Origin of the sequence: Hyphobacterium sp., assembly GCF_965229905.1 — a bacterium.
Taxonomy (GTDB): domain Bacteria; phylum Pseudomonadota; class Alphaproteobacteria; order Caulobacterales; family Maricaulaceae; genus Hyphobacterium.
On the sequence record NZ_OZ245930.1, the window covers coordinates 482065 to 503825 of the forward strand.

The window sequence follows — 21761 nt, forward strand, 5'->3', positions numbered from 1 at the left end:
CCCATGTGGAGCGCCCTGCTGTCTGCCCTTCTTCAGATCACGTCGGTCGAGACGCATACGGTCGTGCCTGAAGCCGTTCTCGACGAGAAAGCTGTGTTTGCCACCGTTGAAAGCGTCGATGTCGTCGGCGCCCGCGCGCGCATCGGCGGCGTAATCGGTGAATTGCTTGTCGACGAAGGCGATGCAGTGGCGGCGGGCGATATCATCGCCGTGGTTGTCGATGAACGACTCGCGCCGCAGATCGGCGCGGTCAATTCGATTGCTGCGGCGCTGACCGCTCAACTCGAGCAGGCCCGCACCGACCTGGCGCGGGCGCAGGACCTCTTCGACCGGGGCATTTTCGCCCAGGCGCGGCTCGATGAAGCGCAGACAGCGGTCGATGTCCTCGAGAACCAGCTTGCCTCGGCACGGCAGGAACGCGCCGTTCTGGTCCAGCAAACACGTGAAGGCGACGTGTTGTCGCCAACAGCGGGCCGCATCCTGGAGGTTCCGGTTACGGCCGGCAGCGTGGTCCTGCCCGGCGAGACCATCGCGGCGGTTGCGTCCGAATTGTATGTGCTGCGGCTGATGCTGCCCGAACGGCATGCGCGGTCGATTTCGGAGGGCGATTCTGTCCGGGTGGCCGGCGCCGAGCTGACCGGCGATGTCGCCGCCACCGGCTTCATCCGGCAGGTCTACCCCCGCATTGAGGACGGCCGCGTGGTCGCCGATGCCGTGGTTGACGGGCTCGGTGACTACTTCGTCGGCGAGCGGGTACGGGTGCTCGTCGGGATCGAGGAACGCCTCACGATCCGTATTCCCGCCGCTTATCTCGAGACCCGCTACGGCGTCGACTATGTCCGCGTCCGGGACGCCGATGGCGGTGAACAGGACGTCGTGGTCCAGACCGGCGAACGCCGCGGAGGACGGATCGAAATCCTCGCCGGTCTCGCCGCCGGCGACATTCTGGTGCAGCCATGAAGCTCGGCATTTCCGGCCATCTGACGCGGGCCTTCATCTCCTCACCGCTGTCACCGCTGATCCTGCTGGCCTCCCTTGCCGTCGGCCTGATCGCGCTAATGACCATCCCGCGCGAGGAAGAGCCGCAGATCTCGGTGCCGATGGTGGATGTCATGGTGCGCGCCGACGGGCTTCGTGCGCCGGACGCCGTGGAACTGATCACCGAGCCGCTGGAAGCGATCATCGGGTCGATCCGCGCGGTTGAGCACGTCTATTCGCAGACGCAGGACGATCAGGTCATGGTGACGGCGCGTTTCGAGGTCGGCACTGATTTCGACGATGCCATCCTCCGCGTGCACGAGGAGATTCGCGCCAATTACGATCAAATGCCGATGGGCGTGCCGGAGCCATTGATCGCCGGACGCGGCATCAGCGATGTGGCAATCGTTTCGATCACGCTATCGCCCTCCACCGATGCCGGATCGCGCTGGGATGACAACGCGCTCTACAATATTGCCGAGGAATTGCGATCGGCGTTGATGAATGTCGAGGATGTCGGCCTGACCTACATTGTCGGCGGGCGGGCCGACCAGATCCGGATCGAGCCCGATCCCGAACGGCTGTCTCAATACGGCGTGACGCTGCAGCAGCTCGCCGGGCGGGTTGCGGAGGCCAACCGGTCCTTTCCGGCCGGTGACGTTACGTCGCTGGACCGGACCCGCACCATTGTGGCCGGACAGACCTTGCAAGGTGGTCCCGATATCGGCCTTCTGCTGCTGACCACGCGCGACGGGCGGCCGGTCTATGTCCGCGACGTGGCGGATGTCGTCGTCGGCGCCGAGCCCGCCGATGCCCGCGCCTGGAACCTGACCCGAACGGACCATCATGACGTCTGGACCCGCACGCCCGCGGTGACGCTTGCCGTGGCGAAGCGCGAGGGCGCGAATGCGGTCGTAGTGGCCGAGCACATTCTCGAACGGCTCGAATTGCTCGAGGGCAACCTCGTCCCGGAGGAAATCGATATCGCCATCACCCGGAATTACGGTGAAACGGCAAATGAAAAAGCCAATGAACTCCTGTTTCATCTGGGGCTGGCGACCGTATCGATCGTTCTGCTGGTCACTTTTGTGATTGGATGGCGCGAGGGCCTGGTCGTGCTGGTCGTGATCCCGACCACCATTCTCCTGACCCTGTTTGCATCGAACCTGATGGGCTTCACGATCAATCGTGTCTCCCTGTTCGCGCTGATTTTTTCGATCGGCATCCTGGTCGACGACGCCATTGTGGTGATCGAGAACATCGCCCGCCACTGGGCGATGGATACCGGCAAGACGCGGATCCAGTCGGCCATCGAGGCGGTCGCCGAGGTCGGAAACCCGACGATCGTCGCGACGCTGACCGTTGTCGCCGCCCTGCTGCCGATGCTGTTCGTCTCCGGTCTCATGGGGCCCTACATGGCGCCGATCCCGATCAATGCCTCGGCGGCGATGATCTTTTCCTTCTTTGTCGCGGTGATCCTGACGCCGTGGCTGATGAAGGTGATCGCCGGCCGGCGCAAGCACGCGGCCAGCCCTGCCGATCATGAAAGCGAAGGCATTCTCGGGCGCTGGTACCGGCGGATCGCCAAACCAGTGATCCGCGACCGCAAGCGGGCCTGGATTCTGCTGATCGTCGTGGGCGTGCTGACGGCGGCGTCGATGACGCTGTTCTTCACCCGCACCGTGACGGTGAAGCTGCTGCCCTTCGACAACAAGTCGGAATTCCAGGTGGTGGTGGACTTGCCCGAAGGCGCGACGCTGGAGCGCACCGAGCGCGTGCTCATGGAGGCGGCCGACCGCCTTGCGGCATTGCCGGAAGCCACATCGATCCAGCTTTATGCCGGGACAGCCGCGCCCTTCAATTTCAACGGGCTCGTCCGTCACTACTATTTGCGCGATCGCCCCGAGCTCGGCGATTTGCAGGTCAATCTGGAAGCCAAGCATCACCGCGACCGATCCTCGCACGATATTGCGCTGGAAGCCCGGGAGCTGCTGGCCGATCTGGACCTGCCGGACGGTACCGTCGTCCGGGTGGCCGAAATCCCACCCGGTCCGCCGGTGCTCGCGACCCTGCTCGCCGAGATCTACGGTCCGGATGCTGAAATCCGCCGGGCGGTGGCATCCGAAGTGCGCGCGGCGTTCGAAGAGATCCCCTACATTGTCGATATCGACGACAGCTTCGGCGAGCCCCGGCCGCGGCTGCGCATTGCGATCGACCAGGAAAGCCTGGAGTTTTTCCGCGTCCAGCAAAGCGATGTTTATGACACGATCAGCGCCCTGTTCGACGGTCTGCCGGTGGGCTATTCGCACCGGGGGGAAGGCCGCAACCCGGTCGAAATCGCGGTACAGCTTCCCGACAGCGGCCTGACATGGTCCGAACGCCTCGCGTCGACGCCGGTGCCGGCCAACACCTTGCCGGGCTCGCGCGAGATTGCCGAGCTGGGCGATGTCGTCACGGTCACCGAGGAAGCTGGATCGCATCCGATCTTCCGCCGCAATGGCCGCTATGCGGAAATGGTGATGGGTGAGCTTGCGGGCGAATTCGAGGCACCGATCTACGGCATGATGGCCGTCGCAGATGCGCTCGAAAACCGCGCCTGGTCAGCCGATATACCGCAGCCCTCAATCCGGCTGTACGGCCAACCGGCGAGCGACAGCGACGTTACGTTGCTGTGGGATGGCGAGTGGGAGATCACATACGTGACGTTCCGCGATATGGGCGCCGCCTTCATGGTCGCCCTGCTTGGCATCTATGTGCTCGTGGTTGCCCAGTTCGGGTCCTTCCGCGTGCCGTTGATCATACTGACCCCAATCCCGCTGACCTTCATCGGCATCATCTTCGGGCACTGGCTGTTCGGCGCTGCGTTTACGGCCACTTCCATGATCGGCTTCATCGCGCTGGCCGGCATCATCGTCCGCAATTCCATTCTGCTGGTTGATTTCATCCGCCACGGGGCGGAAGCCGGCGAGCCGCTGCGCGACACGTTGCTGCGGGCGGGCGCGATCCGCTTCAAACCGATCCTCCTGACCGCGCTGGCAGCGATGATCGGCGCCTCGGTCATCCTGAGCGATCCCATCTTCCAGGGGCTGGCGATCTCGCTGTTGTTCGGCCTCGCCTCCTCGACGCTTCTCACCGTGCTCGTCATCCCTGCGATCTACGTGATCTTCAAGGACGCCGATGCGGCTTACACGCCGAAGACCGCTGCTGCGGCTTCGCAAACCCAAGGAGACTGACATGACTGTCGGACGCGCTGTAACCCTGATGGCGGGAACGCTGGTTCTCGTATCCATCCTTCTCGCCTGGCTGCTGCATCCCTACTGGATCGGGCTGGCGATTTTCGTGGGACTGAACCTGGTGCAGTCGAGTTTCACCGGGTTTTGCCCGGCGGCACGGATATTCAAGGCCATGGGCCTGAAGCCGGAGGGCGCATTCGACTAACACTGCCGATCGCCGCGCCGGTGCGTGACATCCTGCGCGTGTTTTGCGCGGAGACGCCGCCGGCGACCATGCCTGTGGGACCTTAAAGCACGCGTGAACGCATAGACGGCCAGAAAGTTCCTTCAACCGAATCAATTGCTTACTGCGATTTTTCGGAACCATAGTGCGGCCCTCGAATTGTTTATTGCAACCGATGCAATTCGAGGAGCCCGTCATGAGTTTTCGTGGTCACGCACTTCTGTCGTGCAGCTTTTTGGGTCTGACCGCGCTTGCCCCCGCTAACAGCGCCGCTGCCCAGGACGAGATCCTGCAAACATCCGTTGCCGAGGTGATCGGCGAACAAACCGGTCCGGCCGGTCTTCTCCCCGTCCGGTCTGTGTCGGCTGAAATCCAAGCGATTGTCGAACCGGATGTGACCGCCGGCGCGACGGTTCACGCCGGCAACCCACTCGACCTTGCGCTGCGCCGCGCTTATGCCGTGCGCGTTTTCGACCCGGTCTGGACGACGGGCGGGGCCGAACGATTTTCCGGAACAATCGATGCCCTGGCCGATCATGGCCTGGATGTCGATCCGGATTTCCGCGCCGCCGTGGAGTCCGCGATCCGCGATCTTTCCGACGATGACCGCGCCGTCCGCGCGCAGGCCGATGTGACGCTGTCGCGCGCCTTCCTGCTGGTCGCCGATCGCCAGACTAACGGCATTGTCGATCCCGAAGAGATCGAGCGCTCGACGGTGCATGCTCCGGATCCGGAACCGCTGGGTCATCACCTGGCCTTCGCCGGGCGGGGCGAGTTCGATTACAGCGACTGGACCGAAGACCATGGCGAGTATGCAGACCTGATCGCCGCCCGGGAATTGTATGCCGGATATGTCGAAGCGGGCGGGTTCACGCAGCTGGCGCCGGCCGTCGAGGTGATCGAGGAGGGCGATGTGCATCCGGTCGTGGCGCAACTCCGTCAGCGGCTGGCGGAGGAAGACTTCGATATCGCGCCTGAGTTTGAAATCCTGATGCAATCCGGCAATTCGTCCAACCCGCCGGCGGCAGGTGCCATGTGGTCGGGCGCCGGGCAGTCGGTTTCGATTCAACCAATCCAGTATTTTCCACTCACCCGGCAGGACGAGAATGTCATCATCCTAGACGCGGCACCGGATGCCGACACGCCGGACATTGATATTACGCCACCAACCCATCGCTACACGCCGCAGGTCGCCGAGGCCGTACGGGATTTCCAACGGGCGAACGGCCTTGAAGGCGACGGCATTCTGGGTCCGAACACATTCGCGGCCCTAAACGTGACCGCCGAAGCCAAGCTGGCGCGCATTGACGCCAATCTGGAGCGCTGGCGCTGGGCACCGGAAACGTTCGGCGACACGCATATCCGCGTCAACCTGCCGGGCTTTGACGTGCACGGCTATGAGAACGGCGAGCGTACCATTTCGATGGCCGCCATTGTCGGAATGGCGTCGCGCGAAACGCCCGTGTTCTCGGAGTCCGTCGAATACATCATCGCCAATCCGCGCTGGTATGTTCCGGAAAGCATTCTGCGCCGCGACAAGCTCGACGATATCCAGGCCGATCCGGGCTATCTCGCCGCGCGCAACTATTATGTCCTAGATCGCCAGACCGGCGAGCGTGTGGATGGCGCAAATCTGGACTGGACTGATCCGTCGACGCCGGACCGTTATCGCCTGGTGCAGGAATCCGGCGCCGACAATGCGCTGGGCCGCGTGAAGATCATGTTCCCGAACGAGCATTCGGTGTATCTGCACGACACGCCGGACGATCATCTGTTCGAACGCGATTACCGCGCCTACTCGTCGGGCTGCATCCGGTTGGAACGTCCGCTCGAGATGGCCCGCTGGGTCGTAAGGGCGGGCGGCAGCAGTGACCGCTTGTCCGATCTGGACGACGCCTTTGTCACCGGCGAGTGGACCCGTATCGACATAGCCGAGCCGATTCCGGTGCACATCGTCTATTTCACGGTTTCAACCGATGAAGACGGCCGCGTTGTCTTTCACGACGACATCTACGACCGCGACGATGCGGTGATTGCGCGGCTCGATGCTTCGGCCGTCGGCGAACGCTTCCAATAGGGAGGCGCAAGGTGAATATCATCATGACAAGCGTATCCGCGATCGCTCTCGCCGTGGCCACCGTCGGTCTTTTTGCGATCACCCAAGATGAAGGGCCGGCACCGGCCGACCGCAACAGTCCTTTCGCCGGTCCCGTCGCCGACCCGGATCCGGCCGCCGATGGGATCGCCGACACGGGAGCAACAGCCGCCGAGGCGGCTGTGGACCGCGTCACGCCGGTCGAATTGCCGGCAACAGCCCGCCTGTCGGTCGATGGCGAAGAGGTGCCCCATCCGGTCTGGCACGCAACCGTAATGCCGGGTGAGACTCTCGCCCTCAACCTTAACATGCCGGGCCAAGCCCGGCTCGACGGCGAGACGATCAGCGACACCGCCAATATCCGCTGGAGAGCCCCGGACAGCGCCGGAGTACATGATCTGCGCATTGAGGCTGCGAATGGCGAAATGTTCCGCCTGTCGGTATTCGTGCTGCAGCCGCTGAACGGCCAAACCGTGCTGGAGGGCTACCGGATCGGTACCTATCCGCGAAACGCGCCTGAAGGATTGATCCGCATTACGCGCGAAGACCTCGACGCGCCGATTTCGCCGGGCTTCACGATCGGTCAGTTCATCTGCAAACAGCAGCCCGGCCATTGGCCGAAATTCCTGCTGGTGTCCTCGAACATGCTCATCCGGCTGGAAGCCCTGCTCAGCGAGCTGCGCGAGGATGAGCTGACGGCCGCGGACAGCTTCTTCATTATGAGCGGTTACCGGACGCCGTTCTACAATAATGCCATCGGTTCGGCGCGATATTCGCGCCACATGTATGGCGATGCGTCCGACATCTATCCCGATGTGTTAGGCGGGGACGGCGTCATGGACGATCTGAACGGCGACGGGCGCGTGACGCGGGCCGACGCCGAATTCCTCTATGATTACGCCAGCCGGCTTTTCACGTCCCGTGACGACGTGCCCGCCGGTGGGATCGGGGCCTATGGTGCCAATGCCGTGCACGGCCCCTTCGTCCATATCGACGGGCGTGGCCGCATCGCACGATGGGGCCGCCACGGCAGCTAGGCCGACCGGAAAACTCGTCCTCCCGGCTTTTACCAACCCCACAAAACGTGTTAAGGTTGTGGCTTCCGGGAGGGCAGGATGCCACAATATTCCAAGCTTCGCCGCGTCAGGGACAGCGATCACCGGACGCATGTGATCGACCGGCTTCTGGAATTGCGGACCGCGCTAAACGACCAGATCGGCTCCAAGAAGAAGCCGGGATCCTTCACCCTCGCGACCTGGAATATCCGAGATTTTGATTCCAACAAATTCGGTCACGGCAAGCGCCGTCCGGAGAGTTTCCATTATATCGCTGAAATCCTGTCGAATTTCGACCTAACGGCAGTGCAGGAGGTCAATCGCGACATCAGCGCGCTGGAAAAAACCATGGACCTTCTGGGCCCGGATTACGATTTCATTGTCACCGACACGACAGAAGGCGCCTCCGGCAATACCGAGCGCCTCGCCTATGTGTTCAACCGCAAGACCATCCGCTTTCGCAACGTCGCCGGCGAGATCGTGCTGCCGAAACACAGTGGCGTCCTGCATGGCGATGACGAGTTGCAGTTTGCCCGCACGCCTTTCCTTGTGGCGTTCCAGGCCGGCTGGTTCAAATTCAGCCTGTGCACGGTGCATATCTATTACGGGGCCGCCTCCGGCCAGAAATTGCAGCGGCGGATCAAGGAAATCAGCCGACTGGCGCATTTCTTCCGCAAGCGCCAAGACAAGGAGCGCGAAGACTTCATTCTTCTGGGCGACTTCAACATCGTCGACCAGGACCATCAGACAATGAAGGCGCTGACGGACGCGGGCTTCATCATTCCCGACGAATTAAGGGACGACCCTTCCTCCTTCGGCAACAAGCATTTCTACGACCAGATCGCGATGCGCGTCCGCGACAAGCGCGCGGAAATCGGCGCGGCCGGCGTGTTCGACTTCAAGCCCTATCTTTACGACGGCCGCGACTATGATCGTTATTTCGACGCCATGGTGCCGGACCAGCGGGACATCTATCCGAGCGGCAACAAGAAGGATCAGCCGCGTACCGAGGCTGACAAGAAAAAATACTTCATGAATGAGTGGCGGACCTTCCAGATTTCCGACCACTTGCCGATGTGGGTGAATATCCGGACCGACTTCACGGACGATTATCTGAACAGTCTGAAACCGGGCGCGGACGTGCTGACCTGATCAGCCTTCCTTCATCACCTGCTCGCGGGCCTCGGCGAGCAATTGTTCCATCTTGGTGCGGACAACGTGTTCGGACACCTCGACCTCGGCGGCATCCAGATCGCCCTTCACCTTGCGATAGACGTCCTCATGGCCGGCTTCCTCGAAATCCGCCTTCACCACTTCTTTGGCGTAAGCGTCGGCGTCCTCGCCCGTCTTGTCGAGCAGCTCCGCCGCCCAGAGGCCGAGCAGCTTGTTGCGCCGGACGGTCGCCTTGAATTCCAGTTCCTGATCGTGCGCGAACCGGCCCTCGAACCCTTTTTCGCGATCGTCCATTCCGCCCATGCGACTCTCCCTAAGCGATAGCAAGCTGGAGCCTCTCCGTTAGCTCGGGACCGGCGGTAAATCAATCGTGGGAGCGCTTACATCACTGCATTGCGGCGATTGGCATCAACGAGTAAGTTGCGGCGCTCTATGGGCGGCCCCAGCGAGCGATTCGGGGCCGCTTGATTTTTTGGACCAATGGTTCACGGACGGAGCAAGGCGATGGCACGCCGCAAAATGATCTACGAGGGCAAGGCGAAGATCCTGTATGAGGGCCCGGAACCGGGCACGATCGTGCAGTATTTCAAGGACGATGCGACCGCCTTCAACAATCAGAAGAAGGCGACGCTGGAGGGCAAGGGCGTCCTCAATAACCGGATCAGCGAATTCATCATGATCGGGCTGACGCGGGCTGGCATCCCGACGCATTTCATCCGCCGCCTCAATATGCGCGAACAGCTTGTGCGCCAGGTGGAGATCATTCCGCTGGAAGTGATCTGCCGCAATGTCGCGGCCGGGTCTTTGAGCCAGCGTCTGGGGCTGGAAGAAGGTACTGCCCTGCCCCGCTCTTTGATCGAGTTCTGCTATAAAAATGATGAGCTTGGCGATCCGCTGGTGACGGAAGACCACATTACGGCCTTCAACTGGGCAAGCCCGCAGGATCTTGACGACATTGTCGCGCTGACCGTGCGCATCAATGACTTCCTGACAGGCCTGTTTGCGGCCGTCGGCATCCAGCTGGTGGATTTCAAGCTGGAATTCGGCCGCCTCTATGAGGGTGACATGATGCGGATCGTGCTGGCAGATGAAATCAGCCCGGACAGCTGCCGACTGTGGGATATTGAATCCGGCGAGAAGATGGACAAGGACCGCTTCCGCCGCGATCTCGGCAATGTCACCGAGGCCTATACGGAAGTCGCGCGCCGGCTCGGCGTGATCAAGGAATCCGGCCAGATGGCCGCGAATGATGAGGTTGAGACATGAAAGCGCGTATCCACGTCTATCTCAAACCCGGCGTGCTCGACCCGCAGGGTGCCGCGGTGGCCGGCGCGCTGAAAAATCTCGGCTTCGATGAGGTGGAGAATGCGCGTCAAGGAAAGCTGATCGAGCTGGACTTGTCCGGTGACGACGTTGACGCCGCGAAAGGCCGTGTCGAGGAGATGTGCAGGAAGCTGCTCGCCAATCCCGTGATCGAGAATTTCTCCATCGAGATGGCGTGATGGCGCGGCTCGAATTCTGGTTCGAGTACGCCTCCTCCTATTCCTATCCGGCGACATTTGCCGTCGGCGAGGCTTGCCGCGCCGCGGGCGTTGAGCTGGTCTGGAAACCCTTCATTCTGGGACCGATTTTTGCGGCGCAGGGCTGGAACACCTCGCCCTTCAATCTCTATCCCGCGAAGGGGAAATACATGGTCCGCGACCTCGAGCGGATCTGCGAGAAGGCCGGCCTGCCTTTCCGGCTCGATCCGGACATGAACTGGCCGCAATTCAGCATCGCAGCCGCGCGCATCGGCCTGATCGGCGCCCGCGAAGGCTGGGTCGAGGATTTTTCCAAGCGCCTCTACGCATTGGAATTCGGGGACAATCTCGACATTTCCAAGGAAGAGACGCTGAGACAGGCGCTGGACGGCGTGGCCGATGCAGACCGTGTGCTGGCGGAAAGCCGCAAACGCGAAACGAAGGATGCGCTGCGGGCGCAGGTCGGTGATGCTGTCGCGGCCGGGATCTTCGGGGCGCCGACCTACCGGGTCGGCGATGAAATCTTTTGGGGCGGCGATCGGCTTGACGATGCCCTTGCCTGGGCGATCACTAACACGCTATAGTTGTTTTTCGGTGTTGGCAAATATTGCCAATCTTTGCCATAAAGGGAGTCCTCGATGAAGGACAGCGCCATGGCCACGATGAACATTTCCCTGCCTGACGGTTTGAAAGCCTATGTTGAGGAACAAGCCAGAAGTGGCCGCTTCGCCAATGTCTCGGACTATGTGCGCGACCTCATCCGCCGCGACCAAGAAAAAGCAGCCCAACGCGCCGAACTCGAACGGCTGATCCGGGAGGGGATCGATAGCGGTATCAGCGACAAGAGCCTTGAACAGATTTTCGCAGAGGCAAGGCAGAACGCCATTGATCGTGGCTATCCGGAGTGAGCTGAGCGGACCGCATTCTCATCGTCCGAGTTCTGCATAAACGGCAACTCACGCCCGGCGATTGATCGTGCTAACCAGAGAACGCTGATTCCCGGGGCTCGCCTTGCTGGCCGCGGATTGCTAAAGGCTGCGCCATGAAATCTGCCGTTATCGTTTTCCCCGGTTCGAATTGCGATCGCGATGCCGCGATGGCGATCGAGAAAGTCACCGGCACCATGCCGGCCATGGTCTGGCACCAGGATAGGGAGCTGCCCGACGGCACCGACTTCGTGATGTTGCCGGGTGGTTTTTCCTATGGCGATTACTTGCGCTGCGGCGCGATGGCGGGGGTGTCGCACATCATTCCCGCCGTCAAGGCGCATGCGGAAGGCGGCAAGCCGGTGTTGGGTGTCTGCAACGGGTTCCAGATCCTGATCGAGACCGGCCTTCTCCCCGGGGCGCTGATGCGCAATGCGAGCCTGCACTTCGTCTGCGAGAAAGCGCCGCTGCGGGTCGAGAACGCGAACACACAGTTTACCAGCGGCTATGCGACCAATCGCGAGATCGTCATCCCCATCGCCCACCATGACGGCAATTACTTCGCCGACGAGGCGACGCTGGATGCGCTGGAAGGCGATGGCCGAGTGCTGTTCCGCTATGGCAACAATCCCAACGGTTCGGCGCGAGATATTGCCGGTATTTCCAACGAGCGCGGAAATGTGATGGGCATGATGCCTCACCCCGAGCGCGCGATCGATGCCGATCATGGCGGCACGGACGGGCTGGCGCTGTTCGAAAGCCTTCTGGGGAGTGCGTGACGATGACCCAATTCGCTGAAGGCATCACGCAGGACATCGCGGATTCGCACCTGCCGCGCGACGAGTATGAGAAAGCCGTCGAGATTCTCGGCCGCGCGCCGAACCTGGTCGAACTGGGCATATTCTCGGTGATGTGGTCCGAGCACTGTTCCTACAAGTCCTCACGCGTGCATCTGAAGAAATTCCCGGTCTCGGGCGAGAAAGTGATCCAGGGTCCGGGCGAGAATGCCGGCGTGGTCGATATCGGCGACGGGCAGGCCTGCATCTTCAAGATGGAGAGCCATAACCATCCCTCCTTCATCGAGCCCTATCAGGGCGCGGCGACCGGCGTGGGCGGCATTCTGCGCGACGTGTTCACCATGGGCGCCCGGCCAGTGGCGTTGATGAACGCGCTGCGCTTTGGCGCGCCGGATCATCCCAAGACGCGCCAGCTGGTGTCCGGCGTGGTGGCCGGGATCGGCGGCTATGGCAATTGCGTCGGCGTGCCGACGGTTGCCGGCGAAACCAATTTCCATGCCGGCTATAACGGCAACATCCTGGTCAATGCGATGGCGGTCGGCCTCGCCGATGCCGACAAGATTTTCTATGCGCGCGGCGCCGAGCCGGGCCAACCCATCGTCTATGTCGGCTCCAAGACCGGCCGCGATGGCATCCATGGCGCGACGATGGCGTCGGCCGAGTTTGACGATGAGAGCGAAGAAAAGCGCCCCACCGTCCAGGTCGGCGATCCGTTCGTCGAAAAAAAGCTGATCGAGGCCTGCCTTGAACTGATGGCGACCGATACGATCGCCGCGGTGCAGGACATGGGCGCGGCCGGTCTGACATCCTCCTCGGTCGAGATGGCGGGCAAGGGCCAGGTCGGCCTGCTGATGGACCTCGACAAGGTGCCGCAGCGTGAAGACGGCATGACCGCCTATGAAATGATGTTGTCGGAAAGCCAGGAGCGGATGCTGTTCATCCTGAAGCCGGGCAAGGAACAGATCGCCTACGACATTTTCAACAAGTGGGAGCTGGATGTCGCCACGATCGGGCGCACCACCGAAACCGGGCGCATGGTGCTGATGCACAAGAATTCGGTCGTCTGCGACATTCCGCTCGATCCGCTGGCGGAAGACGCACCCATGTATGAGCGGCCGTGGAAACGCCATGAAGCCGAGCCGACGGTTATGGCCGACGAGCTGGCGCAGCCGAAGGATTATGCCGAAGCCATCCTGACGCTGATGGTCTCGCCCGACCTGTCCTCCAAGCGCTGGATCTGGCGGCAATATGACCGCCACGTCATGGCCGATACGGCCGCCAGCTCCGAAGACCCGGCCGATGCGGCCATTGTGCGCGTTCACGGCACTCACAAGGGCATCGCCATCACCACGGACTGCACGCCGCGCTATTGCGAGAACCAGCCCGTCGAAGGCGGCAAGCAGGCGGTCGCCGAGGCCTGGCGCAATCTGACGGCCGTCGGTGCCGATCCGATTGCCATCACCGACTGCATGAATTTCGGTAATCCCGAAAAAGAGCGGATCATGGGCCAGTTTGCCGAATGCGTGGAAGGCATGTCGGAAGCCTGCCGCGTGCTCGACTTCCCGGTCGTGTCCGGCAATGTGTCGCTGTACAACGAGACCAATGGCAAGGCGATTCCGCCGACGCCGGCCGTGGGCGGGATCGGGCTGATCCCCGACCTGTCAAAGCGCATGGGCTACGGGAATGTGAACGCCGGCGACATCCTGATTTTGGTGGGCGACACGGAAGGCCATCTCGGCGCTTCGCTTTACTTGCGCGAAATCGAAGGCCGCGAAGACGGTGCGCCGCCACCGGTCGATCTTGAAATCGAGAAGCGGAATGGCGACTTCGTGCGCGCGCAGATCCGCAACGGCTCGATCAAGGCGTGCCATGATTTGTCGGATGGCGGCCTGGCCGCTGCTGCCTCGGAAATGGCGATGGCGTCGGCTTGCGGGCTGAACCTGGTCCATGACAGCGATTTGCCGCTGCATGGCTGGCTCTTCGGCGAAGACCAGGCGCGCTATCTGCTGGCCGTGGCCCAGGATCAGGCCAAGGGCCTGCGCAAGGCGGCCAGGGAGGCCGGCGTGCCAATCCATGTCATCGGCGTCGCGGGCGGCGACGGGCTGACCGTCAACGGTCTGATCGATGTGTCGATCGACGATCTGAAAGCCGTCAATGAGAGCTTCATGCCGACGCTGATGGGTGAGGCATAGCCCCCTCACCCTGACCGCTCATCGCTTTGGCGATTTCGCGCTCCTCCCTCTCCCTCGAGGGAGACGGAAAGAATGCGAGCCGCTAAGCGGCGAGAATTCGAGGGTGGGGGTTTATTCCATACCCGGTTTGACGAAGCGGCCGTCCCCGGTCTCGTGCGCCTGTTCTGTCCTGGACGCGCTGTTTCGATGGGTCGCGAGCTGCTCGGCAACGGTTGCGAGATTTTCATCGAAATAGACAACGGCGTTCAACACCGTTTGCGTGTTGGAGACGAAAAAGTCGTGGTGCACGACGTCGTATTCGTCCGTCGGCTGGTGATAATGTTCGTGGAAATCGACACCGTAATAGATCCAGGGGATGCCTGCCTCGTGAAATGCGGCGTGATCGGACGAATACGTCCAGTCGCCATTCGGACCCCATTCCGGGCTGTCATAGCCCTGGATGACCCGGGTCGGTGAGGCGACATCGATCGCGTCGATATGCTCGCGCAGGAAGGGGAAATGGAACGCCCCGGCCGCCGGCAGTTCGTTGTCTTCATTGATGGCCAGCATGTCGAGATTGATGTTGAGCACGACGTCGAGATCATAGTCCTGCAGCCTTTCGACCAGCGCCCGGGCGCCATTCAGACCGTTTTCCTCGGCATCGAGCGCAGCAAAAAAGATGGTGTGCCGCGGCTGGGTTTCTTCCAGCGCTGCCGCAATCACCAGCATGGCAGCCACGCCCGAGGCATTGTCGTCCGCGCCATTGCAGATCTGACCGCCGCAATTGCCCAAATGATCATAGTGCGCAGTCATTACGATAACCGGACCATCCGGATTCTGGCCGACCTGCACGCCGACGAGGTTGATGCCGTCGAGCGTCTCCGAGGACCGGCGCGGCGTATAGGCAAACGGTTGTTCGAAACCCTCACCGAACCAGGGCGTTAGTCCAGCGCCTATGAATTCTTGTTCGATATAGGCCCGTGCGGCCCCGGCCCCGGCCGTGCCGGTCCTGCGGCCATCCATCTCGTCTGCTGCCAGGATACGCAAGTGTTCGAGCGCCCGTTCGCCATCGGCTCGTAACTCCTGGGCAAGAGCGGTCGCCGTGAAGCCGGCAGCGGCCAATAGCGCGGGAATCAACAAATGGCGCATGCGGGACTCCTGATAGCGGGCCAAATCCTGAATCGTGGTCTATACAAAGCACGGGAAAGTCGCCACATACGATTCTGTCATGCCGATGATTGCAGAAGACATTGCCCGCCTGATCAAGGACGGGATTGAGGGGGCCGAGGTCGAGATCATCGACTTGGCGGGAGACGGCGATCATTATGAAGCGATTGTCACAGCCGAAGCCTTTCGCGGCCTGCCCCGCGTAAAACAGCACCAGCTTGTCTATAATGCACTCGGCGGCCGGATGGGCGGCGAACTCCACGCGCTCAAACTCAAGACACAAGCACCGTGACATCTACGTCCATGTCGCGACTCGGCTTTGGTGTGTCGGGGCCATTGACCAGCCTGCTGGTCGATCGCTGGCATGTCGTGCGGCTGATCCGGGAAGCAATCGATCTCGGGGTCACGGTGTTCGACACCGCCCCCTTTTACCGCGACCTACAGCTGCCGCAGGGAATTGGAGAGCAACGCTTGGCGGCCGGAATCCGCGGGTATGACCGCAGCCGGCTGACGCTGACAACCAAGGTCGGCGAAAAACGCTTCGACCTGCATGAATTTTCGCCGGACGCCATTGTCGCCTCGGTCGAAAAAAGTCTGCGGCGCCTCGGCACCGATTATATCGACTATCTTTTCGTGCAAGGCGCACCGGCTTCAATCTGGCTGGATTCCGACCTGCTGGATTGCATGGACCGGCTGAAGGGCGACAAGGTGGCACATATTGGCGTGTCGGGCCGTGACGACGAGGTGGAGGCGGCTTTCGGCCTGCCGTTGATCGACGCGCTGATGATGCCGGCCGGCGGCAATATTTCCGACGCTCAGGCGGACCGCATCAAGCGCGCCAAAGGCCGGTTCCGCACGTTCGGAATCGAAGTGTTTTCGTCGGCGCGAATCTCGGCGCGCAATGGCGCCTTCAGGCATCCCGGCGCCGCGCTGTGGTACGCGGCGCGCAATTCCGTCGGGCGGCCCGCCATCGCGGAAAACGGTCCGCAACCGGAAACGCGCGAGGAAGCGGCACGACGTGCCATCGTCGAGTTCGGCCTGGACACAGTCGTGACCTCAACAACTTCGCGGGTGCATCTGCGGAATAACAAGACACTCATCGACACCCTTGACGGCGCGCCCGGCGCTGCCTAGCTCCAGACCTCACGGCAAGGAGCGTCCGCAATGACCCGCAATGTGAACGATGAAATCAAGACCATGGTCGAGGGCAATGACGTCCTGCTCTTCATGAAAGGCACGCCGATCTTCCCGCAGTGCGGCTTTTCATCGGTCGTCGCGGGTGTGCTCAATCATCTGGGCGTCGAATATGCGTCCGTGAACGTGCTTGAGGACATGGAAATCCGGCAGGGCATCAAGGAGTATTCGGACTGGCCGACCATCCCGCAGCTCTACGTCAAAGGCGAATTCGTCGGCGGCTGCGACATCGTCAAGGAAATGTTCGAAGAGGGCGAATTGCGCTCCTTCCTGCAGGACAAGGGCGTGTTGAAGGCAGAGGGCTGAGGCCTTTTTCAAACCTCTCCTTGAGACGGCGATGCGGTGATATCGTTTACAAATTCAAATAGCCACGTCTCGCTCCGGCCGCGCTTGCGCAGACTGGAGTATCTTGAGCAACGGCCATGAGGTCGAGATCTTCCGGTCAAACCGGCGGAAGGCAAGTGGGACTGTATCGGTCGACAGGGCCGCTAGACGGAGTGCTGCCGACTACTCCAGGATCGGATTCGTGACCACAACCGTCGCGCCCGGACGCGCGCCCAGCTCTTCAAAACCGAAGGGAATTTCCACACCATCGGGATCGATGGCGCGGCAATAATCCTCGCGCACACGGCCCACCGTCACCCGGTATTCACCACTGCGGCGGCGGACATCGACCGACAGATCGGTCTTCTGGGTGCAGCCATTGGAGGGTACTTGCACCACGAGAATGTCATTCCCGACAATCCGCCAGCCATGCAGCGCGATACGGTCCTGGCTGATGTCGACATCCCCGGCAGCGCCATCGGGCACCAACGGCAGGCTGCGCACGGCGGAACAGGCGGCGAGGGCCAGAGGCAGCGCGGCGATCGCGAAAAGACGTGTCATCATCTGGGGACTCCGGCGGTTTCCTGACTCAATCTGATAAGCGCGTTTGGCACGTCATGCAAAGCGCCGCGGATGGCCAAATATCCGCTTCAGGCGAATTTCCGGGAATATGACTCGCCTTACAGGCGAAACCAGACTCAATTTCTGAAGCCGAAGCCAATTCCGATTCTATTCCAATGAATTGGACGGATAACTTGAATCAAGGCTTGTCCACCCAAGCCGGATATTTGTTGGAAGCATAAAGAAAGGCCGCCCTGGCGCAATACCAAAGCGGCCTTTCAACTGCATTTCGTCAATGATTACGAGGAGTAATACTCGACGACGAGGTTCGGTTCCATTTGCGCCGCATACGGCACTTCGGCGAAGTCCGGGATCCGGACATAGGTGGCTTTCATGCCCTTGCCGTCGACCTCAATATAATCCGGGACATCCCGCTCCGGGCTTTCCAGCGCCTCCAGGACGAGTGCCATCGAGCGCGACTTTTCGCGGACTTCGATGACATCACCCGGCTTGACGCGGTAGGACGGGATGTTGACGCGCTGGCCGTTCACCTTGACATGGCCATGGTTCACAAACTGGCGCGCCGCGAACACGGTCGGCACGAATTTGGCGCGATAGACGAGCGCATCCAGGCGGCTTTCCAGGAGGCCGATGAGCTGCTCGGCGGTGTTACCCCGAAGGCGCTGAGCCTCTGTGTAGATCCGGCGGAACTGCTTTTCGGTGATGTTGCCATAATAACCCTTCAGCTTTTGCTTGGCACGCAGCTGAAGGCCGAAATCGGACAGCTTGCCCTTGCGGCGCTGACCGTGCTGGCCCGGACCGTAGGGACGCGAATTGATCGGAGATTTCGGCCGGCCCCAGAGGTTTTCACCCATGCGGCGGTCAATTTTGTACTTTTGCGACTGGCGCTTCGACATGTCTCACTCATTTTCGACGCGGCCCGGCAGCCTCCACTCTTTGGAAACTGCGATCTCAACGGCGGTACCGCACCACCCGTCATGACGCCTGCATGCACAGGCGAAGCGCGGCTTTTACCGGGTTGGAGGGGGATGTCAACGGTGGTGCGGGATTAGTCGAACAGCGCTGGCAAGCGTTCGCTCGCATATTCGAAGAAGACCGGCTCGCCGACGGCATGGTTGGCATTGCCGATCATCGCCAACGCTAGCCCGGAGTCCGGGTCGAACCGGATGTAGGCATAGGCACCATTGGTTTCCCCGCCATGCTCGTAATGGGTAACGCGGCCGGTTTCATCGCGCACAACCTGCCAGCCAAAGGCATAGCCGCTTCCCTCACCGGCCGAGGTCGTGATTTCGGTGCGCAACACCTCCTGCATTGCCGGATCGATGAGATCACCGGCGAAAACGGCATGGGCGAACCGTGCCAGATCCTCTGCCGTGGAAAGCATGCCGCCGGAGGGATAGTAATCGCTGGAATCGCGCCAGATCGTGTTGCGGACGACGCCATCCGGAAACAGGGTGTAAAACCGCGTGCGGCGCTCGATGATCTCCAGCGGGTGATCGATCAGCGTGTCGTGGAGGCCCAGCGGCCGCGTGATCTCCTCTGTCATCGCAGCATCGAAAGACCGTCCCGCGGCGCGTTCCGCCGCCACGCCGAGCACGTTGAAAGCGATGCTGGAATAGTGAAAATCGGTGCCCGGCACATGAACGAGCGGATCGCCCGCAACGCGCGCCAATGCGGCATCGAGCGCAGGATAAAACATGAAATTGTTGGCATCTTCGATGCTGGTGAAATCATACTGGCGAATGCCGGAGGTGTGGCCGGCGATCCGGCGCGCGGTGATGACGCCCGCCTCCGGTTCCGCCAGTTCCGGCACTAGGTTGCGGATATCACCGTCAATGTCCAACCGACCGTCCTGCGCCAGCCGCAAGGCGAGTGCGGCGGTCAAGGGCTTGGACACGCTGCCGATGCGCATCCGGGTCCGGGTCGTCAGCGCGGTGCGCGATTCCAGGTCGGCGAACCCCGCCGCTCCGCTCCAAATGATTGCGCCATCGCGAACCACCGCCGCCATAACGCCGGGAATGCGGTCGATCTCGCGAATTTCTTCGAGCAAGGCGTCAGCGTCGGGCGATTGGGCACAGGCGGACGATAAGGATGCGCCGGCCAATGCGGCGCCAAGCATCAGGACTATGGATTTCATTTGGACCTCCAGGGTTCAGGGTGGGCCCTGTCCGAGGCTTGTCCTATGTGCGTGACCGCACGATTTTCCAGCATTATCCTGTCCGGATTCCAGCTTCAGGACATCATTTTGGGAGGCGGCGCTGGCGGTATCGCGCGGGCGTAACGCCATGCACCTCCCGAAACGCCACGTAGAAAGCCGAACGCGAGGCGAAGCCGGACATCAGACCGATGGCCTCGATCGAGGTCCGGCGCTCCGCCGGATCGACCAGCAGCTTGGCGGCCAGATCGATCCGCTGCAATTTCAGCCAGTCCCGGAATCCCCGCCCGCGGGTCGCCGCGAGATAGTCCGACAGCTTTCGCGCCGGCACGCCGAGCTCTGCAGCCACGCTGTTGAGCGAGACATCGTTGCGGGTCAACCACTTCCGGTTATTGCCGATCGTCGCCAGTGCGGTTTCCAGCACCGGGTCAACGCGGCCATCCAGCGTCGGGCTTACCAGCGTCTTCAGGGTCCGGGAGCCAAGCAGCGTGAAAACCACGAAAGCGGTGACGCCTAGCGTGCCCATCAGCGGCACGAGATCGAACAGGATCAGGCTTTGCGGCCAGGCAAACCGCGCGATCTGGGCGAGCTGAAAAACGATCATGAAGGCGATCAGCCAGGCCAGCCGGTCGCGCGGACGTCCGGCCGGCCGGCGCCGGGCGTAGACGATGGCCGACGCGGCGACAGCGAATGCCAGCCAGAGGATGGCGCCGGCGAAGTCCGACCCCGAGCCAAGCAGATCGACATGGACGATCGCGATGAGGGTGAAAACCGGTACGGGCAGGTAGAGCCAGGCGCGCCGCAACCTCGATCCGGTCACGGTCAGGACGTAGTCGAGATAAAGCGCCGGCAAGAGCGCCGCGAGCGCTTCCATCAAAGCGCCGATGGCGCGGCCGAATACCCAGATGCCGGTGTCGAGCAAGACGAAAATGGCAAGGAGCAACGAGCCGGCCGCAAGAAACCCGCCGAGCGTCCAGCGCGCCCGCAACGCGGTGCGTTTGCCTGCGAAGATGAGGATCGAGGCTACCAGCAGGCCGTTGATCGCGGCGGCGATGTGAAGCACGGAGAGCAGGCCGCTCAGGCTCATGATGCCGCCGCGGCCGCCGCTTCGCGCAATGCCGCCCTCATTTCATCGGGCAGATGCCGCCAATCGACGCCCATCAAGCCGGCCTGCATGGCATAGAGCGCGTTCAGCGAGACATTGCCGGCACGCGCCTTCAAGCGGATAAACGCTTCGACCGCGCCGGCCGCCTCAAGATCGGCCCGGGTGTGGATGCCCACATCGGCCAAAGCGGCCGCTGTTTTCGGCCCGAGATTGCGGACGGTTTCGATCGATTCACTCATCGCGGACGACGCGCGCCTTGCCGCGGCCCAAGGCCAGCGCCTTGATGGCCCCGCGGAAGGTGCGCGCCTCCTGCTCGGTAAACCGGGCGCGGACCAGCGCGGAGCGCAGATTATTGACCATTAGCGGCGTCTTTTCCGGCGGATGGAAAAAGCCGGCGCGTTCGAGCTCGGATTCGAAATGCATGAACAGCCGGTCCATTTCTGCCTTGCTGGCCGGATTGCTGACCGCATCGAAATCGTCGGCGACATCCTCGCCGGCCCGCCACTCATAGGCACAGCAGGCGACGGTCTGGGCCAGGTTGAGAGACCAGAACTCCCGATCGACCGGTAGTGTGATGATAGCATCGGAATCGGCGACCAGCTCGTTCGGCAGCCCTGATTTTTCGGCGCCGAACAGCACACCGGCGTGTTCTCCGGCGGCGTGAGCGGCGCGGATCTCGGCCATGGCTTGGCGGGGGGTCAGAACACGCTTTTCCATGCCGCGCGGCCGCGCTGTTGTGGCGTATATCCGGGTGAGGCCTTCCATGGCGGCGACCGGTTCAAACTCGACGCGCACTGACTGCAGCACAGGAGAACCTACGGCGACGCTTTCCGCCTTCCGGTTCGGCCAGCCGTCGCGCGGATCGATGAGACGCAGATCGCGTAGGCCGAAATTGCCCATGACGCGCGCGGCGGCACCGATATTCTCGCCCATTTGGGGCTGGTGAAGGATAAAGGCGGGGCTCTGCATCAGTCAGCCTCTTCCGCTCGTTGCGTGACGATGATAACTAGCGCGCACCTTCGCGGGTGCGTCGGGTTTTTTACAGACATTCAGCAGCATTGGA

General features: G+C 61.9%; 23 protein-coding genes. 15 read left to right on the top strand and 8 right to left on the bottom strand.

Going from position 1 to position 21761, the window contains the following annotated elements:
- Positions 1-3: 3 nt before the first annotated feature.
- From ACO08C_RS02435 to ACO08C_RS02460, 6 genes are all read left to right on the top strand, one after another.
- Entirely contained in the window at positions 4-960 is a 957-nt protein-coding gene (locus tag ACO08C_RS02435; RefSeq protein ID WP_421787219.1) for an efflux RND transporter periplasmic adaptor subunit, read from the top strand.
- Complete coding sequence (locus ACO08C_RS02440; RefSeq protein ID WP_421787221.1) at positions 957-4211, top strand: efflux RND transporter permease subunit; 3255 nt, start codon at positions 957-959, stop codon at positions 4209-4211. The genes ACO08C_RS02435 and ACO08C_RS02440 overlap by 4 nt, the downstream gene beginning before the upstream one ends.
- A gap of 1 nt (position 4212) precedes the next feature.
- Positions 4213-4416 carry a YgaP family membrane protein gene (locus ACO08C_RS02445; protein WP_421787223.1) on the top strand — a complete coding sequence of 68 codons (204 nt, stop codon included), beginning with the start codon at positions 4213-4215 and terminating at the stop codon, positions 4414-4416.
- 214 nt (positions 4417-4630) lie between these two features.
- Positions 4631-6511, top strand: a complete 1881-nt coding sequence (locus ACO08C_RS02450; protein WP_421787225.1) for a L,D-transpeptidase family protein — start codon at positions 4631-4633, stop codon at positions 6509-6511.
- Between the two features lie 23 nt (positions 6512-6534).
- Complete coding sequence (locus tag ACO08C_RS02455; RefSeq protein ID WP_421787227.1) at positions 6535-7566, top strand: D-Ala-D-Ala carboxypeptidase family metallohydrolase; 1032 nt, start codon at positions 6535-6537, stop codon at positions 7564-7566.
- A 78-nt stretch (positions 7567-7644) separates the two neighbouring features.
- The gene (locus ACO08C_RS02460) at positions 7645-8736 is read left to right on the top strand and encodes an endonuclease/exonuclease/phosphatase family protein (RefSeq protein WP_421787229.1); all 1092 of its coding nucleotides are present in this window, start codon (positions 7645-7647) and stop codon (positions 8734-8736) included.
- Here the strand turns inward: ACO08C_RS02460 and ACO08C_RS02465 are convergent, their stop codons facing one another.
- Positions 8737-9060, bottom strand: a complete 324-nt coding sequence (locus ACO08C_RS02465) for a DUF1476 domain-containing protein (RefSeq protein ID WP_421787231.1) — start codon at positions 9058-9060, stop codon at positions 8737-8739.
- 201 nt (positions 9061-9261) lie between these two features.
- Between ACO08C_RS02465 and purC the strand changes: the two genes are divergently transcribed.
- The 6 genes from purC to purL all read left to right on the top strand — a co-directional run bounded on the left by purC (position 9262) and on the right by purL (position 14192).
- Entirely contained in the window at positions 9262-10023 is a 762-nt protein-coding gene (gene purC, locus ACO08C_RS02470) for a phosphoribosylaminoimidazolesuccinocarboxamide synthase (protein ID WP_421787233.1), read from the top strand.
- On the top strand, positions 10020-10259 hold the full coding sequence (gene purS / locus ACO08C_RS02475) for a phosphoribosylformylglycinamidine synthase subunit PurS (RefSeq protein WP_421787235.1): 240 nt from the start codon (positions 10020-10022) through the stop codon (positions 10257-10259). The genes purC and purS overlap by 4 nt, the downstream gene beginning before the upstream one ends.
- Positions 10259-10861, top strand: coding sequence for a 2-hydroxychromene-2-carboxylate isomerase (locus ACO08C_RS02480; RefSeq protein WP_421787237.1), 603 nt, complete (start codon positions 10259-10261; stop codon positions 10859-10861). The genes purS and ACO08C_RS02480 overlap by 1 nt, the downstream gene beginning before the upstream one ends.
- Before the next feature lie 54 nt (positions 10862-10915).
- Complete coding sequence (locus ACO08C_RS02485) at positions 10916-11185, top strand: type II toxin-antitoxin system ParD family antitoxin (RefSeq protein WP_421787239.1); 270 nt, start codon at positions 10916-10918, stop codon at positions 11183-11185.
- A gap of 134 nt (positions 11186-11319) precedes the next feature.
- Positions 11320-11982 (top strand): phosphoribosylformylglycinamidine synthase subunit PurQ, encoded by a 663-nt coding sequence (purQ, locus tag ACO08C_RS02490; protein WP_421787241.1) that lies wholly within the window; start codon positions 11320-11322, stop codon positions 11980-11982.
- 2 nt (positions 11983-11984) lie between these two features.
- Positions 11985-14192: a phosphoribosylformylglycinamidine synthase subunit PurL gene (purL, locus tag ACO08C_RS02495; RefSeq protein WP_421787243.1), complete on the top strand. Its 2208-nt coding sequence runs from the start codon at positions 11985-11987 to the stop codon at positions 14190-14192.
- A gap of 111 nt (positions 14193-14303) precedes the next feature.
- Here the strand turns inward: purL and ACO08C_RS02500 are convergent, their stop codons facing one another.
- A complete protein-coding gene (locus tag ACO08C_RS02500) occupies positions 14304-15320 on the bottom strand; it encodes a M20/M25/M40 family metallo-hydrolase (RefSeq protein ID WP_421787245.1) in 1017 nt (338 codons plus the stop codon).
- 79 nt (positions 15321-15399) lie between these two features.
- On the opposite strand from ACO08C_RS02500, the gene ACO08C_RS02505 reads away from it, so the two are divergent.
- The 3 genes from ACO08C_RS02505 to grxD are packed head-to-tail and all read left to right on the top strand — an operon-like array spanning position 15400 to position 16838.
- Entirely contained in the window at positions 15400-15630 is a 231-nt protein-coding gene (locus ACO08C_RS02505) for a BolA family protein (protein WP_420433219.1), read from the top strand.
- Between the two features lie 11 nt (positions 15631-15641).
- The gene (locus ACO08C_RS02510) at positions 15642-16472 is read left to right on the top strand and encodes an aldo/keto reductase (protein ID WP_421787247.1); all 831 of its coding nucleotides are present in this window, start codon (positions 15642-15644) and stop codon (positions 16470-16472) included.
- A gap of 30 nt (positions 16473-16502) precedes the next feature.
- Positions 16503-16838 (top strand): Grx4 family monothiol glutaredoxin, encoded by a 336-nt coding sequence (grxD, locus tag ACO08C_RS02515; RefSeq protein ID WP_421787249.1) that lies wholly within the window; start codon positions 16503-16505, stop codon positions 16836-16838.
- 201 nt (positions 16839-17039) lie between these two features.
- Here the strand turns inward: grxD and ACO08C_RS02520 are convergent, their stop codons facing one another.
- The 6 genes from ACO08C_RS02520 to ACO08C_RS02545 all read right to left on the bottom strand — a co-directional run bounded on the left by ACO08C_RS02520 (position 17040) and on the right by ACO08C_RS02545 (position 21667).
- A complete protein-coding gene (locus ACO08C_RS02520; RefSeq protein WP_421787253.1) occupies positions 17040-17420 on the bottom strand; it encodes a hypothetical protein in 381 nt (126 codons plus the stop codon).
- Positions 17421-17716: 296 nt separating this feature from the next.
- Entirely contained in the window at positions 17717-18334 is a 618-nt protein-coding gene (gene rpsD / locus ACO08C_RS02525; protein ID WP_421787255.1) for a 30S ribosomal protein S4, read from the bottom strand.
- Between the two features lie 152 nt (positions 18335-18486).
- The gene (locus tag ACO08C_RS02530; protein ID WP_421787257.1) at positions 18487-19575 is read right to left on the bottom strand and encodes a serine hydrolase domain-containing protein; all 1089 of its coding nucleotides are present in this window, start codon (positions 19573-19575) and stop codon (positions 18487-18489) included.
- Positions 19576-19678: 103 nt separating this feature from the next.
- Positions 19679-20680: a helix-turn-helix domain-containing protein gene (locus ACO08C_RS02535; RefSeq protein ID WP_421787259.1), complete on the bottom strand. Its 1002-nt coding sequence runs from the start codon at positions 20678-20680 to the stop codon at positions 19679-19681.
- A complete protein-coding gene (locus ACO08C_RS02540) occupies positions 20677-20937 on the bottom strand; it encodes a TfoX/Sxy family DNA transformation protein (RefSeq protein ID WP_421787261.1) in 261 nt (86 codons plus the stop codon). The genes ACO08C_RS02535 and ACO08C_RS02540 overlap by 4 nt, the downstream gene beginning before the upstream one ends.
- Complete coding sequence (locus ACO08C_RS02545; protein ID WP_421787263.1) at positions 20930-21667, bottom strand: RNA methyltransferase; 738 nt, start codon at positions 21665-21667, stop codon at positions 20930-20932. Before ACO08C_RS02545 ends, ACO08C_RS02540 begins: the two co-directional genes overlap by 8 nt.
- Between the last annotated feature and the right edge of the window lie 94 nt (positions 21668-21761).

What these genes read in the sequence shown, in the direction of transcription:
- ACO08C_RS02480 (WP_421787237.1), top strand. Translation starts at nt 10,259, where the DNA reads ATGGCGCGGCTCGAATTCTGGTTCGAGTACGCCTCCTCCTATTCCTAT.
- ACO08C_RS02535 (WP_421787259.1), bottom strand. Translation starts at nt 20,680, where the DNA reads ATGAGCCTGAGCGGCCTGCTCTCCGTGCTTCACATCGCCGCCGCGATC.
- ACO08C_RS02540 (WP_421787261.1), bottom strand. Translation starts at nt 20,937, where the DNA reads ATGAGTGAATCGATCGAAACCGTCCGCAATCTCGGGCCGAAAACAGCG.
- ACO08C_RS02450 (WP_421787225.1), top strand. Translation starts at nt 4,631, where the DNA reads ATGAGTTTTCGTGGTCACGCACTTCTGTCGTGCAGCTTTTTGGGTCTG.
- purL (WP_421787243.1), top strand. Translation starts at nt 11,985, where the DNA reads ATGACCCAATTCGCTGAAGGCATCACGCAGGACATCGCGGATTCGCAC.
- ACO08C_RS02505 (WP_420433219.1), top strand. Translation starts at nt 15,400, where the DNA reads ATGCCGATGATTGCAGAAGACATTGCCCGCCTGATCAAGGACGGGATT.
- ACO08C_RS02520 (WP_421787253.1), bottom strand. Translation starts at nt 17,420, where the DNA reads ATGATGACACGTCTTTTCGCGATCGCCGCGCTGCCTCTGGCCCTCGCC.
- rpsD (WP_421787255.1), bottom strand. Translation starts at nt 18,334, where the DNA reads ATGTCGAAGCGCCAGTCGCAAAAGTACAAAATTGACCGCCGCATGGGT.
- purC (WP_421787233.1), top strand. Translation starts at nt 9,262, where the DNA reads ATGGCACGCCGCAAAATGATCTACGAGGGCAAGGCGAAGATCCTGTAT.
- ACO08C_RS02435 (WP_421787219.1), top strand. Translation starts at nt 4, where the DNA reads ATGTGGAGCGCCCTGCTGTCTGCCCTTCTTCAGATCACGTCGGTCGAG.
- grxD (WP_421787249.1), top strand. Translation starts at nt 16,503, where the DNA reads ATGACCCGCAATGTGAACGATGAAATCAAGACCATGGTCGAGGGCAAT.
- ACO08C_RS02530 (WP_421787257.1), bottom strand. Translation starts at nt 19,575, where the DNA reads ATGAAATCCATAGTCCTGATGCTTGGCGCCGCATTGGCCGGCGCATCC.
- purS (WP_421787235.1), top strand. Translation starts at nt 10,020, where the DNA reads ATGAAAGCGCGTATCCACGTCTATCTCAAACCCGGCGTGCTCGACCCG.
- ACO08C_RS02455 (WP_421787227.1), top strand. Translation starts at nt 6,535, where the DNA reads ATGACAAGCGTATCCGCGATCGCTCTCGCCGTGGCCACCGTCGGTCTT.
- ACO08C_RS02510 (WP_421787247.1), top strand. Translation starts at nt 15,642, where the DNA reads ATGTCGCGACTCGGCTTTGGTGTGTCGGGGCCATTGACCAGCCTGCTG.
- ACO08C_RS02500 (WP_421787245.1), bottom strand. Translation starts at nt 15,320, where the DNA reads ATGCGCCATTTGTTGATTCCCGCGCTATTGGCCGCTGCCGGCTTCACG.
- ACO08C_RS02465 (WP_421787231.1), bottom strand. Translation starts at nt 9,060, where the DNA reads ATGGGCGGAATGGACGATCGCGAAAAAGGGTTCGAGGGCCGGTTCGCG.
- ACO08C_RS02460 (WP_421787229.1), top strand. Translation starts at nt 7,645, where the DNA reads ATGCCACAATATTCCAAGCTTCGCCGCGTCAGGGACAGCGATCACCGG.
- ACO08C_RS02440 (WP_421787221.1), top strand. Translation starts at nt 957, where the DNA reads ATGAAGCTCGGCATTTCCGGCCATCTGACGCGGGCCTTCATCTCCTCA.
- ACO08C_RS02545 (WP_421787263.1), bottom strand. Translation starts at nt 21,667, where the DNA reads ATGCAGAGCCCCGCCTTTATCCTTCACCAGCCCCAAATGGGCGAGAAT.
- purQ (WP_421787241.1), top strand. Translation starts at nt 11,320, where the DNA reads ATGAAATCTGCCGTTATCGTTTTCCCCGGTTCGAATTGCGATCGCGAT.
- ACO08C_RS02485 (WP_421787239.1), top strand. Translation starts at nt 10,916, where the DNA reads ATGAAGGACAGCGCCATGGCCACGATGAACATTTCCCTGCCTGACGGT.
- ACO08C_RS02445 (WP_421787223.1), top strand. Translation starts at nt 4,213, where the DNA reads ATGACTGTCGGACGCGCTGTAACCCTGATGGCGGGAACGCTGGTTCTC.